This is a genomic window from Mesorhizobium sp. M0715, assembly GCF_040320355.1.
Taxonomy (GTDB): Bacteria; Pseudomonadota; Alphaproteobacteria; order Rhizobiales; family Rhizobiaceae; genus Mesorhizobium.
Genome location: NZ_JAMYPL010000003.1, coordinates 275,692 through 290,449, shown reverse-complemented (window position 1 = coordinate 290,449; position 14,758 = coordinate 275,692). Strand labels below are relative to the sequence as shown.

14 protein-coding genes are annotated in these 14,758 nt (G+C 64.2%); 3 read left to right on the top strand and 11 right to left on the bottom strand.

The features are described 5' to 3' along the window. The first annotated feature begins 179 nt into the window (after positions 1–179). Both NKI21_RS05305 and NKI21_RS05300 read left to right on the top strand, forming a co-directional pair. The gene (locus NKI21_RS05305) at positions 180–623 is read left to right on the top strand and encodes a phospholipase A2 family protein (RefSeq protein ID WP_023811794.1); all 444 of its coding nucleotides are present in this window, start codon (positions 180–182) and stop codon (positions 621–623) included. Further along, on the top strand, positions 620–2,779 hold the full coding sequence (locus NKI21_RS05300; protein ID WP_352864804.1) for a phospholipase D-like domain-containing protein: 2,160 nt from the start codon (positions 620–622) through the stop codon (positions 2,777–2,779). The genes NKI21_RS05305 and NKI21_RS05300 overlap by 4 nt, the downstream gene beginning before the upstream one ends. Positions 2,780–2,783: 4 nt before the next feature. Here NKI21_RS05300 and NKI21_RS05295 read toward each other — a convergent pair whose 3' ends face one another. The 10 genes from NKI21_RS05295 to rsfS all read right to left on the bottom strand — a co-directional run bounded on the left by NKI21_RS05295 (position 2,784) and on the right by rsfS (position 12,368). Beyond that, positions 2,784–4,040 carry a D-amino acid dehydrogenase gene (locus NKI21_RS05295; RefSeq protein ID WP_128304957.1) on the bottom strand — a complete coding sequence of 419 codons (1,257 nt, stop codon included), beginning with the start codon at positions 4,038–4,040 and terminating at the stop codon, positions 2,784–2,786. Positions 4,041–4,160: 120 nt separating this feature from the next. Next, on the bottom strand, positions 4,161–4,703 hold the full coding sequence (locus NKI21_RS05290) for a GreA/GreB family elongation factor (protein WP_352677044.1): 543 nt from the start codon (positions 4,701–4,703) through the stop codon (positions 4,161–4,163). A gap of 14 nt (positions 4,704–4,717) precedes the next feature. Further along, the gene (rnk, locus tag NKI21_RS05285; RefSeq protein ID WP_023811790.1) at positions 4,718–5,134 is read right to left on the bottom strand and encodes a nucleoside diphosphate kinase regulator; all 417 of its coding nucleotides are present in this window, start codon (positions 5,132–5,134) and stop codon (positions 4,718–4,720) included. 273 nt (positions 5,135–5,407) lie between these two features. Then, positions 5,408–6,547: an alanine racemase gene (gene alr / locus NKI21_RS05280; RefSeq protein ID WP_352772993.1), complete on the bottom strand. Its 1,140-nt coding sequence runs from the start codon at positions 6,545–6,547 to the stop codon at positions 5,408–5,410. Positions 6,548–6,624: 77 nt separating this feature from the next. Then, positions 6,625–7,140, bottom strand: coding sequence for an RNA pyrophosphohydrolase (locus NKI21_RS05275; protein ID WP_023811788.1), 516 nt, complete (start codon positions 7,138–7,140; stop codon positions 6,625–6,627). A 156-nt stretch (positions 7,141–7,296) separates the two neighbouring features. After that, positions 7,297–8,475, bottom strand: coding sequence for a divergent polysaccharide deacetylase family protein (locus tag NKI21_RS05270; RefSeq protein ID WP_352440993.1), 1,179 nt, complete (start codon positions 8,473–8,475; stop codon positions 7,297–7,299). Positions 8,476–8,686: 211 nt separating this feature from the next. Then, positions 8,687–10,018 carry a S41 family peptidase gene (locus tag NKI21_RS05265; protein ID WP_352441041.1) on the bottom strand — a complete coding sequence of 444 codons (1,332 nt, stop codon included), beginning with the start codon at positions 10,016–10,018 and terminating at the stop codon, positions 8,687–8,689. Continuing rightward, positions 10,019–11,356, bottom strand: a complete 1,338-nt coding sequence (locus tag NKI21_RS05260; protein ID WP_352440994.1) for a murein hydrolase activator EnvC family protein — start codon at positions 11,354–11,356, stop codon at positions 10,019–10,021. It lies immediately after the preceding gene. Positions 11,357–11,480: 124 nt separating this feature from the next. Continuing rightward, the gene (rlmH, locus tag NKI21_RS05255) at positions 11,481–11,963 is read right to left on the bottom strand and encodes a 23S rRNA (pseudouridine(1915)-N(3))-methyltransferase RlmH (protein WP_023811784.1); all 483 of its coding nucleotides are present in this window, start codon (positions 11,961–11,963) and stop codon (positions 11,481–11,483) included. Positions 11,964–11,990: 27 nt separating this feature from the next. After that, positions 11,991–12,368, bottom strand: a complete 378-nt coding sequence (gene rsfS / locus NKI21_RS05250) for a ribosome silencing factor (RefSeq protein WP_013529073.1) — start codon at positions 12,366–12,368, stop codon at positions 11,991–11,993. Positions 12,369–12,610: 242 nt separating this feature from the next. On the opposite strand from rsfS, the gene NKI21_RS05245 reads away from it, so the two are divergent. Next, a complete protein-coding gene (locus NKI21_RS05245) occupies positions 12,611–13,462 on the top strand; it encodes a mechanosensitive ion channel family protein (protein ID WP_352440995.1) in 852 nt (283 codons plus the stop codon). A 9-nt stretch (positions 13,463–13,471) separates the two neighbouring features. Here the strand turns inward: NKI21_RS05245 and NKI21_RS05240 are convergent, their stop codons facing one another. Next, complete coding sequence (locus NKI21_RS05240; protein WP_352440996.1) at positions 13,472–14,755, bottom strand: MFS transporter; 1,284 nt, start codon at positions 14,753–14,755, stop codon at positions 13,472–13,474. Positions 14,756–14,758: the final 3 nt, after the last annotated feature.

Genomic DNA, 14,758 nt, shown 5'->3' with positions numbered 1-14,758 from the left:
ATCTCGGTTTTGGGAGAACGACATGCATAAACAAAGACGCTAAAGCGCATCGCATGAATCCTTTCAAACGCGCTGCGCTTTAGCCGTGCGCCTTTTCCTTGCCACAAAACCGGCGAGTGTGGCATCAGGCGCGCGGTCGCCGCGTAGGGACATCTTTCAGAAAGCTGGCGCGGATAGACATGCGAGCCGTTCTTGCCATCCTGCCGCTGCTTTTCGTTTCCGCTTGCGCCAATCCGTGGACGAAGGTCCCGGAGGCCGAACTGCCCAAACCGATCCGCAACGCCATGGCGCGGCCTTCGCCTTTCGTCTTCGGCAATTATTGCGGCCCCGGCACCCGCACCGGCGATCTGTCGTTCCGGCCGGTCAACCGCCTCGACACGGCCTGCCGGACGCATGACGCCTGTTACATCGCCCGCCACAACCATTGTGACTGCGATGGCGCCCTCGTCACCTCCGCGAAAGCGATACGCGACGACAAGACAGCGCCGCGCAAAATGCGCGGCGAGGCCGAATTGCTGATCGCCACCTTCGCCATCCCCGTCTGCAAGGTCTTCCCGCAGGGCTTCATGCCGCCGCGTGACCCGGCGCAACTGAGCGTCCTGAATGCCGGAGCGGCCGGGTGAAGGGCCGCGCATCTGTCGCCCTCGTTCTATTCGGGCTGGCCGCCCTTGGCGGCTGTGCCGGCGGCGCTGGTCGCAGTGCCTGCGATCTCCTGCAAGGCCAGACGGCCTGCGCTCGACCCTCGCTATCGGCCAAGACAGCTGGGCCGCAGATCGCCGCCGCGCAGTTTTTCGGCGACGCCAGCACAAGCGACTACGAAAAGCGGTTCCTGGCGCTGCTCGCCCACCACCAGCTCGGCGCGATGGACCGCGCCAACGGCACCGGCCCTTTCGGTCACGACCGCTATGAGATCCGCAATGGCGATTTCCAGGCGACTTACCGGACACTGCAGCAACTGGCCGGGCCGGTTGCCGAAACGCATCTGCCGCCGGCCAGCGGCAGCAGCGGCGACGGCCATTTCGACGGACGCTGGCGGGTGTCGCGGCAGACGCTCTACATCGATGCGGCAGCGCAGCCTTCGACGCCCAGGATCTTCGATTTCTCCGGTCTGCAGGCGCGCAGCGTCGAGATCGTGCTGCGCCAGGCTGGAAAGCAACCGGCCGACATCGAGGGCACCTGCGACGGCTCGCTGGCGATCCGTGCCGGCGGCGGTTCACGCACAATCGCCACGGGCACCGCATTCCGCTTTCGCCTGTCCGGCGAGGACGACACGGTCAGCCTGTTCCCGAGTGACGGCCTGAACCGCTGCACGGCAAGGATCCGCTCCAGCCTTGCCCCGGCCGGCGCGCCGCTCACCATCCAGCGCGAAGAGACCGCCGATCCGGCTCTCGCCGCCTTCGACAGCCGCTACGAGCGTTGCCCGACGCCAGACCCAACCGGCCTCGATCCGCTCAGCCGCGCCTTCTATGCCAGCCGCTGGCTCTCGCAGACCTGTGCCTTGCCGATCGGAAAGCCGCGCCTGCTGCGCAAATCGCGCGACGGCTTCAACGCCAAGGTCGAGGCGCTGATGGGAGCACCACTGTCCGACAGCGCCATCGACAAGGGCGATCCGGAACTGCCGCTCGATTTCTCCAGGGCACCAAGGCTGAAGCTGATCTATCTGTCGTCGCTGGAGTTCAAGGCCGACTTCTCCGGTCGCATCATCGAGCGGTTGATCCGCCATCATGCAGCACTAGGCACCAAGGTCCGCATCATCGTCACCGACGTTCTGGAGCGCGACAAGGACGACGCCCTGCTGCACCGGCTGGCCGCCGAATTCCCCAATGTCGAATTGCAAGAATATCGCTGGCGGGCGGACCATGGCGCGCCGATCGACGAGCAGACCTCACAACTGCACAAGGTCCATCACGTCAAGATGCTGGCAACGCTTGCCGACGATCCCGGGCGCTCACGCGCCATCATCGGTGGCCGCAACATCCATGACGGCTTCCTGTTCCACCAGCCGATCGATCTGTCGCGCTATCCAGACCTTGAGCAATACGACAAGACCGACGGGTTTTCGCTGAACTACTATTCGAACTGGAGCGACTTCGACATCGAGTTCGCCGATCCGGCCACGGTCGAAACGCTGGCTGCGCATCTTTCGACAATGTGGCTGCGCGACGCCGACACCAATCTGGCGCGCCCCTTCTCCATTCCGGTCCGGTCCGACGGCGCCCGCCCGTCAGGCACGGCACGACACTTCATTTCGGTGCCTTACGAGGATGGTCATGCGCTGGAGGACTATTTCGTCGAGCTGGTCGACGCCGCCCGGCACCATATCCAGATCGTCAACCCCTACCTCAACCTGACGCCCAAGCTTGCCCAGGCTGTTGACCGGGCGCTCGCCCGCGGCGTGAGGATCGACATTGTCGGCCGCATCGATCTCAAGGGCGATATCGGCGGCAAGTTTCTCACCGCGCTCAACAAGCTGTTCGTCGAGAAATATGGCGACCGCATCAACATCCGCGAGTTCAAGTCGCCTGACGTGGTGCTGCATTCCAAGATCATGATGATCGACGAAAGGCTGGTCGCCATCTCGTCGGTCAATCTCAACAACCGCAGCTTCTTTCACGACTCGGAGAACGGCATGATGGTGCTCGATCCGGCCTTCTACACCAGGATGAAGCCGATCTATGACGACTATGTCGCCCACTCGAACCCGGTCGCCACCAATGTGACGATACCGTGGGCCTACCGGCTGCTGTTCGACGAGGACTGGGTCCGACAGGCGTTCTGACCTCTTATCGCAGATAACGCTCCTGAGCGAGGTCGCGGACATCGATGTCCGGCACCCGGCTGGAGATGATGTCGGCCAGAACCTTGCCCGAGCCGCAAGCCATGGTCCAGCCGAGCGTGCCGTGGCCGGTGTTGAGATAGAGATTGGAGAGCTCGGTGCGGCCGATCAGCGGCGGACCGTCCGGCGTCATCGGCCGCAGCCCGCACCAGAACGTCGCGTCCCGCATCGCGCCGGCGCCCGGAAAGAGATCGCCGACCGAGTGTTCCAGCGTGCGCCGCCGCGATTCGTGCAGCCTGAGGTCGAAGCCGGAAATCTCGGCCGTACCGCCAACCCGGATGCGGTCGCCGAGCCGGGTGATCGCCACCTTGTAGGTCTCGTCCATCACCGTCGACACCGGTGCCGCGGCGGCGTCCTTGATCGGCACGGTGATCGAATAGCCCTTGACCGGATAGACCGGGATCGGCCGCTTCACCCGGCGCATGAAACCTGCCGAATAACTGCCCAGCGCCATCACATAGGCGTCGGCGGTCTTCCAGCCTTTGCTGGTGCTGAGATTGGCGATGCGGTTGCGGCTGCGGATGACGCGCCAGATCGTCACGTCGTATTCGAACTTGACGCCGCGGGCCACACAGAGTTCGGCCAGCCTGTCGGTGAACATCTTGCAGTCGCCGGTCTCGTCGTGCGGCAGCCTGAGGCCGCCGACGAACTTTTCGCGCACCCCGGCAAGGCCAGGCTCAGCCGCGATGCAACCGTCCTGCTCGAGGATCTCGTAGGGCACGCCGTACTTCTTCAGCACCTCGACATCGCCGCCGGTGCCGTCGAGCTGCTTTTGCGTACGGAACAGCTGCAGCGTGCCCTGGGTACGCTCGTCATAGGCGATGCCGGTCGCTTCGCGCAGCGCCTTCAGCGTGTCGCGGCTGTATTCGGCGAGCGGAACCATGCGCGCCTTGTTGATCGCATAGCGCTCGGCGGTGCAGTTGCGCAGCATCTTGATCAGCCATGTCCACATATGCGGATCGAAGGCCGGCCGCACCACCAGCGGGCCATGCTTCATCAGCAGCCATTTGATCGCCTTCAGCGGAATGCCGGGTCCGGCCCAGGGCGAGGCGTAGCCGGGCGAAATCTCGCCGGCATTGGCGAAGCTGGTTTCCAGCGCCGGGCCTTTCTGGCGGTCGAGAACCGTCACCTCGTGGCCGGCCTCGGCAAGGAAGTACGCCGTGGTCACTCCGATGACGCCGCCGCCCAGCACCATGATCTTCATCGTTCACTCCTTGCCGCGCCGCACGTCCTAGGGACGCCTGGACGCGGCCGCATTTCCGATTTGCGCACGATCCCCGGCGAAAATCGATGCCGACTTTCGGGATCGTGCAGTGTTGCCTGTTCACGCCGCCGTGGGACCGGGGTCGTCATCCCCTGTCTGCCGCATTCCGGCCCTTTCGCCAAGGGGCCGCCAATCGGCTGCGGCGCTGTAGACGAGGGTGAGCCCATGCGGCCGTCGCGCCTCGACTTGGGATCTTTCCCTGACGGCACGCCGCGCGGCCTCCGGCTGGTAGAGCACGGTTGCGACCAGGACCGACTCCCGCCTGCCGTCGGCCTGTTCGATCCATGCAGTCCGGCCCTCGGCCATGCCGAGCATGCAAAGCCCCCGCCTTGTCATGATCGACAGGCTGGAGCCGACCGGACCGCGCACCTCGTTCTGCACCAGGGTCCGGGTCTGGGCAGGGCCGGCATCGACACGAAACACCAGCCTGCTGTTCAGCGTCACGATATCGGATCCGACCGAATCGATCGCGACGACCTCGGCTTTGGAAAGCTTGTCTTCAAGCATTGGAACAATCGGATCCGCGAAAGCCCGCCGACGCTCCAACATGATCTCGAGGACGGCGAAGTCCTTTGTCGTCAGCCGGAAATTCGCGCCTGTCATCGCCGTCTCCATGATCAGGACCCTTCCCGCCCGCAGGCCGGCGCATCGACCACTTCGATGGTCGCCGACAGTTCCCGGCCGCCACGACTGCTCCAGCGCACTGTCTGCCCGATGGTGGCGCCGATGAGCGCCGTCCCCAACGGCGTCAGCACCGAGATCCTGTTTTCACTGATGTCGGCATCGCCGGGATAGACCAGTGTGATGCGCTCCCCGCCATCGTTGCGGATTGTCACCGTCGAACCCATCCGCACCACGTTGGCCGGCATGGAAGCCGCTGCCGTGACGATGGCGCGGTCCATTTCCGAAAGCAGTTCTTCGGCCGTCTCGGGCACGCGGTCGAGCGACGCCCGCGCCAGGCCGGTCAGCCTGTGGTGGTCGGCATCGCTGACCAGAGGCCGGCTCGGTGGACGCAATCCTGTTGCATGTTGCATGGCAAACCTCGATGACTTGGCGCATCGAACAGACGCGCGCCTGCCGCCGCACAAACGGTGGCTTGATGAAAAGCCGGCAGCCGCGAAGCTGTCTGGCTCGGGAATGATGATCAGGTAGAAATGCCCCGGTTCGGACGGACGCCAAAAGGCGGCCGCGCCGGGGCTACGATCCCGCGATCGGGCAGACCCTGAACAAGGTTCTGATATAAGCTGGGTTGCTCATGCAAGGAGCCTTGCCGACAGGCGTCCGCTTGTCAAGCGTGGCCAAACCGCTCAACCGCCGACATAGCGCCGATGGAAGCGCGAGCCGAGGCTGGTCAGAATCTCGTAGCCGATGGTGCCGGCATGGCCGGCAGCGTCGTCGACACTTTGCGAGGGACCGAGCAGTTCGACGAGATCACCCTCGCGCAGCCTGCCGGCCGGCAGGGCGGAAATGTCGAGAATGATCGAGTCCATCGACACTCGCCCGAGGAAAGGCAGGCGCACGCCCTCGAACCAGGCGGCGGACGCGGCGCGGCGCTGCCAGCCATCCGCGTAGCCGAACGAAATCGTCGCCAGCCTGAGCGGGCCTTGCGCTTGATAGGTATGGCCATAGCCGACGCCCGCGCCCTTTTCGACGCTGCGCGTCTGTGCCACCTTTGCCTGCAGCCGCACCACCGGCAGCATCGGATTGGGCTTTGCCGGCGTCGGATTGATGCCATAGAGCGCGGCACCGGGGCGGGCGAGATCGTAGCGAAAGCGTTCCCCAAGAAAGATGCCGGAGGAATTGGTCAGCGAGGCCGGTGCCGCCGGCAGCATCTTGCGCAGCTGCTCGAATGCCAGCCGCTGCCGCTCATTGGCCGGGTGCTCCGGCTCGTCGGCGCAGGCCAGATGACTCATCACGAACCGGATGTCGATGCCGTCGAAGGCCTGCGGATCGGCGGCAACGCGCTCCACATCCCGGGGCGCCATGCCGAGCCGCGACATGCCGCTGTCGACCTGGATCGCGGCCGGCAGTTTTCGGCCGGCGCGGCGAGCCGCCACACGCCAGGCCACCAATTGTTCCGGGCTGTTGATGACGGCGCAAATGTCTGCCGCCACAGCGTCCCGCTCGGCACCGGGCGGAATGCCGTTCAACACGAAAATGGCAGGGCCCGGACCAAGCGAGCGGCGCAGGGCGACGCCTTCGCCCAGGAGCGCAACGAAGAAGACATCGCAGCCTTCGCGCAGCAGCGCCGCCGCGACCTGGCCGGCGCCAACGCCGTAGCCGTCCGCCTTGAGCACACCAGCGCAGGCAACATCGCCCAACCGCGCTTTCAGCCGCCGGTAGTTTTCACGGATTGCACCGAGATCGATGGTGAGGATGGCCCCAGCCGCCACTTCGCTTGTGGCGGTGACCTCTTCTGGCGGCGGCTTTTGGGGGGCGTCGTTCATGGCGACCCTTCGCGTGGTAGTGGATACATCAATAGGACCGCCGGGCCGGCGCGGCAACCGCGGTTGTTGTATAGCGGCTATTGCACCAGATGCCGGAACGCCGCCACCACATCCTCATAGACATGGCGCTTGAACGGCACGATCAGGTCGGGCAAATCCTGCATAGGCCGCCATGCCCATTCGTCGAACTCTGCGGTGTGGCCGCCCGGCGGCGGGTTGATCTGGATCTCGCTGGTGTCGCCGTGGAAGCGAAAGGCGAACCATTTCTGCGTCTGGCCGCGATACCGGCCCTTGAAGGCGATGCCGACGAGATGGTCCGGCAAATCATAGTTGATCCAGTCCGGCGCCTCGGCCAGCAGCGAGACGCCTCGCATGCCGGTCTCCTCATAGAGTTCGCGCTCGGCCGCCTGCAGCGGCTCCTCGCCCTTGTCGATACCGCCTTGCGGCATCTGCCAGAGCTGCGTCGTGCCGGCAAATTCGCTGTCCGGTTCGGCAATCCGGTGCCCGACCCAGACAAGGCCCTCGGCATTGAGGATCATCAGCCCGACACAGGGACGATAAGGCAGCGTTTCGCGATCAATCTTTTTAGCCATGCGTGATGGGGTCCAGCCGTTTTGAGAATTCGCTCCGGTGAGGCAGGTGGCGAGCGTTTTCGAGAACCGGAGCGGAGCGTACTTAAAGTACGTGAGCACCGGAAGCGCAGAAAACGTCGACAGATGCCCGCCGGAGTAGAATTATCAAGACGGCTGTTAGCCTTTTTGCGGGTCAATGGCCACCGCTGAAATCGGCACGATCTCGATGCCGCGCTTCTTGGCCTCGACCACCCAGGACGACACCGTATCGACCGTCAGGTCGAAGGCCGAACCGATGCCGACGGCGGTGCCTTTGGCCCGCGCGGTCGCCTCCAGACTGTCGAGCTTCTTCAGGATTTCGCCGCGATCCTGCACGGCATCGATCGCCATGTCGCCGGCGACGAAGGGCACGCCGTCCTTCAGCGCCAGGTCCGGCGCCAGGCTGCGAGCCGACGAGCCGTCATCGATATAGGCAAGGCCGCGTTTGCCGAGCTCGGCGATGAACGGCTCCATCGCCGCCGCGTCGGCGGAAAAACGGGCGCCCATATAGTTCATGACGCCGGTATAGTTGGTCGTCCGCGACAGTGCCCAGTGCAGGCTTTTCAGGTTCTCATCCGCGCTCGCCGCCACCGTCAGCGTGTTGCGGCCCGGATTTACCTTCGGATAATCGAACGGTTCGAGCGGCACCTGCATGACGATCTCGTGGCCGCTCTGCCTGGCTGCCTGCATCCACCGGCCGATGCTGTTGCCTTGCGGCGCGAAGGCCAGCGTCACTTCCGCCGGCAGCTTGGCGATGGCCGCCTGGGTGCCGGTCTGCGAAACCGAAAGCCCGCCGATGACGATCGCCACCCGTGCGCCGCGCCCGCCCGACCAGGGCCGCGCATAGACGTCGAACGGCCGTCTGCCATCGGTGGCGCGCACCGGCAACGGCCCAGTCTCGCTGGTCTCGATCAGCGCCTTGTCGGGAATATGCGCGATCTTCAGGTTCTGGCCGATGGTCGACGGATCGCGAATGACGATCGCTGCCTTGGGCGGCCCATCGCCCTCCTCCGTCTGCACATGGATGATCTGCGGCCCGCCTGATTTGACCGGCGCCTCCGGCTTCGGTGCCGCCGGGGCCAATGCAGGCGGCGCAGGGGCAGGTTCGGCCGCCGCGGTCACTTTCGGCGTTGAAACTGCAACCTCTTGCGGCTTTCGAAACGGCTTTTCCCTGAGCGCGATCGCGCCGGAGACGCCTGCCACCGCCAGCACGGCCACGGTCGCCATGATCGCACCGCCGCTGAGCTTGCCGGCGGCGCGCGGCGGCCGGACTGCCTGTCCGAGCGGGCGTTCGATGTCCTTGCCGATGTCAGCCAAGCCTAATCCCCGGGCGCATGGCTCCGAAGGCGAAGCCGCTTCGAAAGGACATGCGCGAATTCATCAATCCCGGCGCACCCCGCGCCATGTCTTGGGAGCTTTGCCTCGCCCCCCGAATCAAACTGCCGGAACCTTTCGGTCCCGGCAGCATCGCATTGCTTCCATCAGGCTCAAACAGAAAGATGGAGCGGCGCGTGGCCGCTCCAGATCCTTACTGGTTGAGAACCGCCTTTTGCGGATTGGGCGGGAAGGCCGGATCGGTCTTCTGGCCGCGCAGCAGCTGCTCGGCATAGATGAGCTGCAGATCGTCTTTCGGATCCGGCGGCACATAAGCTGCCGAGCCCGAACCGGTCGTGCTCTCATCGGCGCCCTTGATATGGCCCTTGAGGTCGGATTCGCCGCGCGTCAGGTCCCTGCCCTGCAGTTCCGGCGGCAGCGGCTGGTCGACCTTGATGTCGGGCGTGATGCCCTTGCCCTGGATCGACTTGCCGGACGGCGTGTAATAGAGCGCCGTCGTCAGCCTGAGCGCACCATTCTCGCCGAGCGGAATGATGGTCTGCACCGAACCCTTGCCGAAGGACTGCGTGCCGACCACCGTGACGCGGCGCAGATCCTGCAGCGCGCCGGCGACGATTTCCGATGCACTGGCCGAACCGCCATTGACCAGGACGATCATCGGCTTGCCGTTGATGTCGTCGACCTGCTTGGGCTTGGCGTCGAAGCGGGTGACGTCCTTGGGGTCGCGGCCACGCGTCGAAACGATCTCGCCGCGGTTGAGGAAGGCATCGGACACGCTCACCGCCTGGTCGAGCAGGCCACCCGGATTGAGGCGGAGATCCAGAACGTAGCCCTTCAGCTTGTCGTCGGGAATCTGCTTCTTGATGGTGTCGATGGCGTTCTCGAGGTCGTCATAGGTCTTTTCGGTGAAGGAGGTGATCTTCATGTAGCCGATGTCGTTCTCGACCCGGAACTTGACCGCCTTGACCTTGATGATGTCGCGCACGACCGTCAGTTCGATCGGCTTGTCGGCGCCCTGGCGCAGGATGGTCAGCTTGATCGGCGTGTTGACCAGGCCGCGCATCTTGTCGACCGCATCGTTGAGGGTCAGGCCGCGAACCTCTTCGCCGTCGATCTTGGCGATGTAGTCGCCGGCCAGCACGCCTGCCTTGGCGGCCGGTGTGTCGTCGATCGGCGTGATCACCTTGACCAGGTCGTTCTCCATGGTGACTTCGATGCCGAGGCCACCGAACTCGCCCTTGGTCTGGACGCGCATATCCTGCGCCTGCTCGGCATTCATGTAGGAGGAGTGCGGGTCAAGCGAAGCCAGCATGCCGTTGATGGCATTCTCGACCAGCGACTTGTCGTCGGGCGGTGTCACATACTGTGCCCGCACCCGCTCGAAGATATCGCCGAAGATCGCCAGTTGCTTGTAGGTCTCCGACCCTGCAGCGTTCGCCGCCGAGCCGGGTGCGCCATAGACCAGGCTCATGGCGGACGCGCCTATCAGCGCACCGGCAAACAGAAGCGACAGTTTCCGCATTATTCACGTCCTTCCAGAAAAACGGTCCGCCCACCATGGGGCCGGATCGACGGGTTTTCCATCCTTGCGGAACTCGACATAGAGTTCCGGCGTGGCATTTCCATTCTTCGAAACCGAGGTGCTCGCCACCCGGGCCTCTCCCATCGCACCGATCGGCTCTCCTGCAAGCACTGATTGACCGGTCGCGACGCTGATTCTGTTCATCCCCGCCAAAACGACATGATAGCCGTCGCCTGCGTTCAGGATCAAGAGTTGACCATAAGACCGAAACGGCCCCGCATAAAGCACATTTCCATCCGCCGGCGCGGTGACGATGGCTCCCGATTGTGTCGCAACCATGTCGCCAAGCATCACCGCGCCGTTACCGTCATCGGCGCCGTATCGCCGTTTGATGCGGCCGGTCACCGGCAGCGCGATCTGTCCTTGCAAGGCTGAAAAGGGTGCCGCGGCGGCAAGTTGGTTGCCTTCCGGCACCGGCAGCGACGCCAATTCCGCCGGCGCAGATGCGTTGTCGCCATCCGCCGTCTTCTGCTCGGCGGCCTTGGCCGCATCGGCGGCCTTGCGGCTCTTGTCGGCCTGCGCTTCGAGCGAGGCGATCAACTCTTTCAGGCTGCCGGCCTTGGCCGCCAGCGCTTCGGATCGCTGCTTTTCCGCGGCCATTTGCGTTTGCGTGTCGGCTTCGAGCTTCTGCTTGGCCTCCAGCAGCATGCCGAGCCGCTTCTTTTCCGCCGTCTGGTCGCCGACCGCCGCCGTCAGCCGCGCCCGTTCGGCCTCGATCGACGCCGTAATCCTGGTTTGTTCCTTGAGATCGGCAAGCAGGCTATCGGTCTGCTGGCGCAGTTCGGGTACCACCGCGCCGAGCAGGATGGCGCTGCGCACCGACGACAGCGCGTCCTCGGGCTTGACCAGGATCGCCGGCGGCGGGTTGAGGCCCATGCGCTGCAACGCGCCCAGCACTTCGGCCAGAACGTCGCGCCGCGCCATCAGCGAGGCGCGGATCTTCTGTTCCTGGCCCTTCAGTCCTTCCAGCCGAGCGCCGATGTCCTCGATGTCCTGGCCGAGCTTCTGCTCGGTCATCGCCGACTGGATCAATGCGGCGGTGATCGAGGCGTGATCCTTCTTGATCGTCGCGATATCGGCGGAGAGTTTGGCCAATCGTTCCGACGACAGCGTGATCTCCTTCGAGACCCGTTCATATTCGGCCCGGCTCTGATCCGGATCGGGAGCCATGTCGAGCGTGTTTTCCGCCCGCCCCGCATGCAGCGACAGCACAAGTACCGCCGCCGCGATGCCGCAGCGCGCGCGCCAGGAGCCCGTTCTTGATTTGCTGTCTTCAGACATTGAAGCCCGACTCTATGCGTGGCTTCGTTAACGAACAATCAACCATGTTCGAAACCGCCCACTCGATGCAATCTTGCCTCGGCATTGGGGCGGAAATCCGGGTGTGTCGCACCAATTCACCGGTTTACGAGCGATGGTAGGGATGTCCCGAAAGGATGGTGGCCACACGATAAAGCTGCTCTCCCAGCATCACGCGCACCAGTTGATGCGGCCATGTCAGCAATCCGAACGACATCACTAGTTCGGCCTGGTCGCGCAGCGACTGATCGTGGCCGTCGGCGCCGCCGATGGCGATGACCAACGCCTTGCGGCCACCGTCACGCAACAGGCCGAGGCGCCCGGCGAAATCTTCCGAGGAAAAGCTTTTGCCGCGTTCGTCAAGGAGGATCAAAGCGGTTCCGGGCTGCAACTGCGTCTGCAGTTTCTGGCCTTCCTCACGCCGCCGCTCGTTGGCGGTCTGGCCGCGCCCCTCGGCAATCTCGGCAATGCCGCCAAATTCAAGCCCCACTACCGGGCCGCTCTTGGCGAAACGCTCGAAATAGCGGTCGGCCAGCAGCTTTTCGGGGCCGGCTTTCATCCGGCCCACGGCATGAACTGATATCTTCATCCTCGCCTTGTAAGCCGCGCGAACGACTTAGTGGAGCGTTTCTTCCTCGAGGTCCGGCGCCTGCCACATCTTTTCGAGATTGTAGAATTCGCGGACTTCGGGGCGGAAGACATGGACGATGATGTCGCCAGAATCGATCAGGACCCAGTCGGCGCCGGATAGCCCCTCGACGCGCGCGGTGCCGAGACCGGCATCCTTGATCGCTTTGAGAAGATGATCGGCGACAGCCGCGACATGACGGTGCGATCGGCCCGAAGCGACGACCATGTAGTCGCCGAGGCTCGATTTCCCCTGGATGTCGATGGAGACAATGTTTTCGGCCTTGGAGTCTTCCAGACTGGCAAGGACTGTCTTGATGGCGCGGGACACGGCGTCGTCTACGCTGATCCTGGCCGGCGAAGGCATGATATCGGCCTTCTTCCGCAGTGCTGTTCTCAGTGTATTTCCTTTCGCAGCAAGAACAACCAAATCACCCCTTGAAGCAGGTGACACCACTTAGATAGGCAGAGTTCCCTGACAGTTTCAAGACGGGACCCTGCCTCGCACGAACGTATTGTCGCTCTTGTGGTTCCGCCGCACGCCGGAAAAGATCGGAACCCTCACCGCCCGCATGGGTTATCGGCTCACCGACCAACCGGATTTCCCCCATGCCGATCGACCCGCAAAACGCTTTTCTCAGCGTCCAGGCTGGCCTCGCCCAACTGAGCACGCTGATTGTTTCGTACTCCTTCTCGGCCATCGGTGCCGTCATCCTCTTGATTGTCGGCTACATCGTCGCCGGTCTTGCCGAACGTTCGATCTTCGCTGGTCTCGGCCATATCCATGGTTTCGACGCGACGTTGCGGCATTTCTTCTCGAAGATCGTCCGCTACGCCATCCTGATCCTCGTCACCATCATGGTGCTCGGCCAGTTCGGCGTGCAGACGGCCTCGATCATTGCCGCGATCGGTGCCATTGGCCTCGCCATCGGCCTGGCGTTGCAGGGCACGCTGCAAAACATCGCCGCCGGCATCATGCTTCTGGCGCTGCGGCCGTTCCGCATCGGCGAATCCGTCGAGGTCGGTTCGATCGCCGGTACGATCGAGGAGATCGGCCTGTTCGCGACCAAGCTCAGGACGGCCGACGGGGTCTACATATTGGCGCCGAACTCGACGCTGTGGAACCAGCCGGTGCGCAACTTTTCGCGCAACGGCGTACGCCGCAGCGACATCATACTCAGCATCGGCTCCTGGAACGACATCGACAGGGCGCAGAAAGCCTTGCTTGCCATTGCCGCGGCCGAACGGCGAGTGAAACGTGAGCCGGCACCGATCGCTTTCGTCTCGACATTGGGCGACAGCACTGTTTCGATTGCCCTGCGCTATTGGACATCGTCGGCGGACTTCTTCGCCACCCAGACCGATCTCACCAAGCGCGCCAAACAGGAGTTCGATAGCGAAGGCATATCGATCCCGCTGCCGCCGCCGGAAGCGCCCCAACCGGAAGCCCGTCGACAATAGTCGGTTGGCTCAGTGCCGGCCCTCATCGTCCGGTGCGAAGGCAAGTTCGACCGGCAACGGCGCCTGCGCCGTCATCGGTGCGAAGCTGCCGGTTTCACCGACCGGGACCGCACGCGTCGTGAACACGCGCAAAAGCACGAACAGGCAGAAGGCTGCGGCGATGAGAACAGCCACATAGATGAAAGCCTGCGTTCCGAAGACGGCTGAAAGCGCCGTCACGATGCCGGGCACGACGAAACCCGACAGCGACCAGGCAAACAAAAGCGAACTGGACAGCGCCACCATGTCGTCCTTGCCGGCGCGGTCGGCGGCATGTGCGCTGGCCAGCGAATAGATCGATTCCGAGGCGCCGTCCCACACGATATAGATCACAACCAACGCGGCCAACGCGCCGCCATCGAACCCGAGCGCAAACAGGCCGGCAACCATGGCGAGCGCGGATGCGGCGATCAGCACATAGCGGCGGTCGGTTCGGTCGGAAATCCAGCCAAGCGGGATCTGCAGGATCAGCGTGCCGAGAGGCATCGCCGAAAGCAGCAGCGCCACATCGGCCTGGCTGTAGCCCTTGGCCGTGGCGTGGATCGGCGCGAAGCCCGCAATCGACATCGACAGGCCGCCGACCGCAAGCATGCCGGCGACGCCGACCGGTGAAACCCGCCAGGCACGGCGCAGCGCCACCGAGGCCGCCTGCGGTGCCGGCGGCTGGGCAAGTTTGGTCATCCCGACAGGGAGGATCGATAGCGCGGTGAAGACGATGCCGATCAGCGGCGCATCCGCTGTCCTGATATCGACCAGCGCCAGCGTCGCGTAGCCGACGCCGAGCCCGGCGACATAGGCAACGTAGAAGAAAGCCATCACCCGGCCGCGGATGGCGTTGGCAACGGCATCGTTGAGCCAGCTCTGCGCGACGATGAACAGGCCGCAGATGGCAAAGCCGTAGAGCGCGCGGGCGGCTATCCACAGCAGCGGATGGACCCCGGCGCCGACCGCGGCGTTGGCCAGCGCGATCAGCGCCGACAACACCATGAAGGCACGGGCATGGCCGACCCTTCGCACCAGCGGTCCGGTCAGGATGCAGCCCGCCAGCCCGCCGGCCGAAAGTCCGGTGATGATCAGCCCGGCCCAGGTCGGATCGAAACCCTCGGCGCCGAGCCGAACCGGGATATAGGCAAACATCAGCCCGTTGCCGACGGCAATCAGTGCCATCGACACGATGACGCTGGCAATCGCGATCAGCGGCGTGGGCTCGGCGCCCTGCTCGGCTTCGCTGCGGGTTTTCCTGGGAATCGACATGCC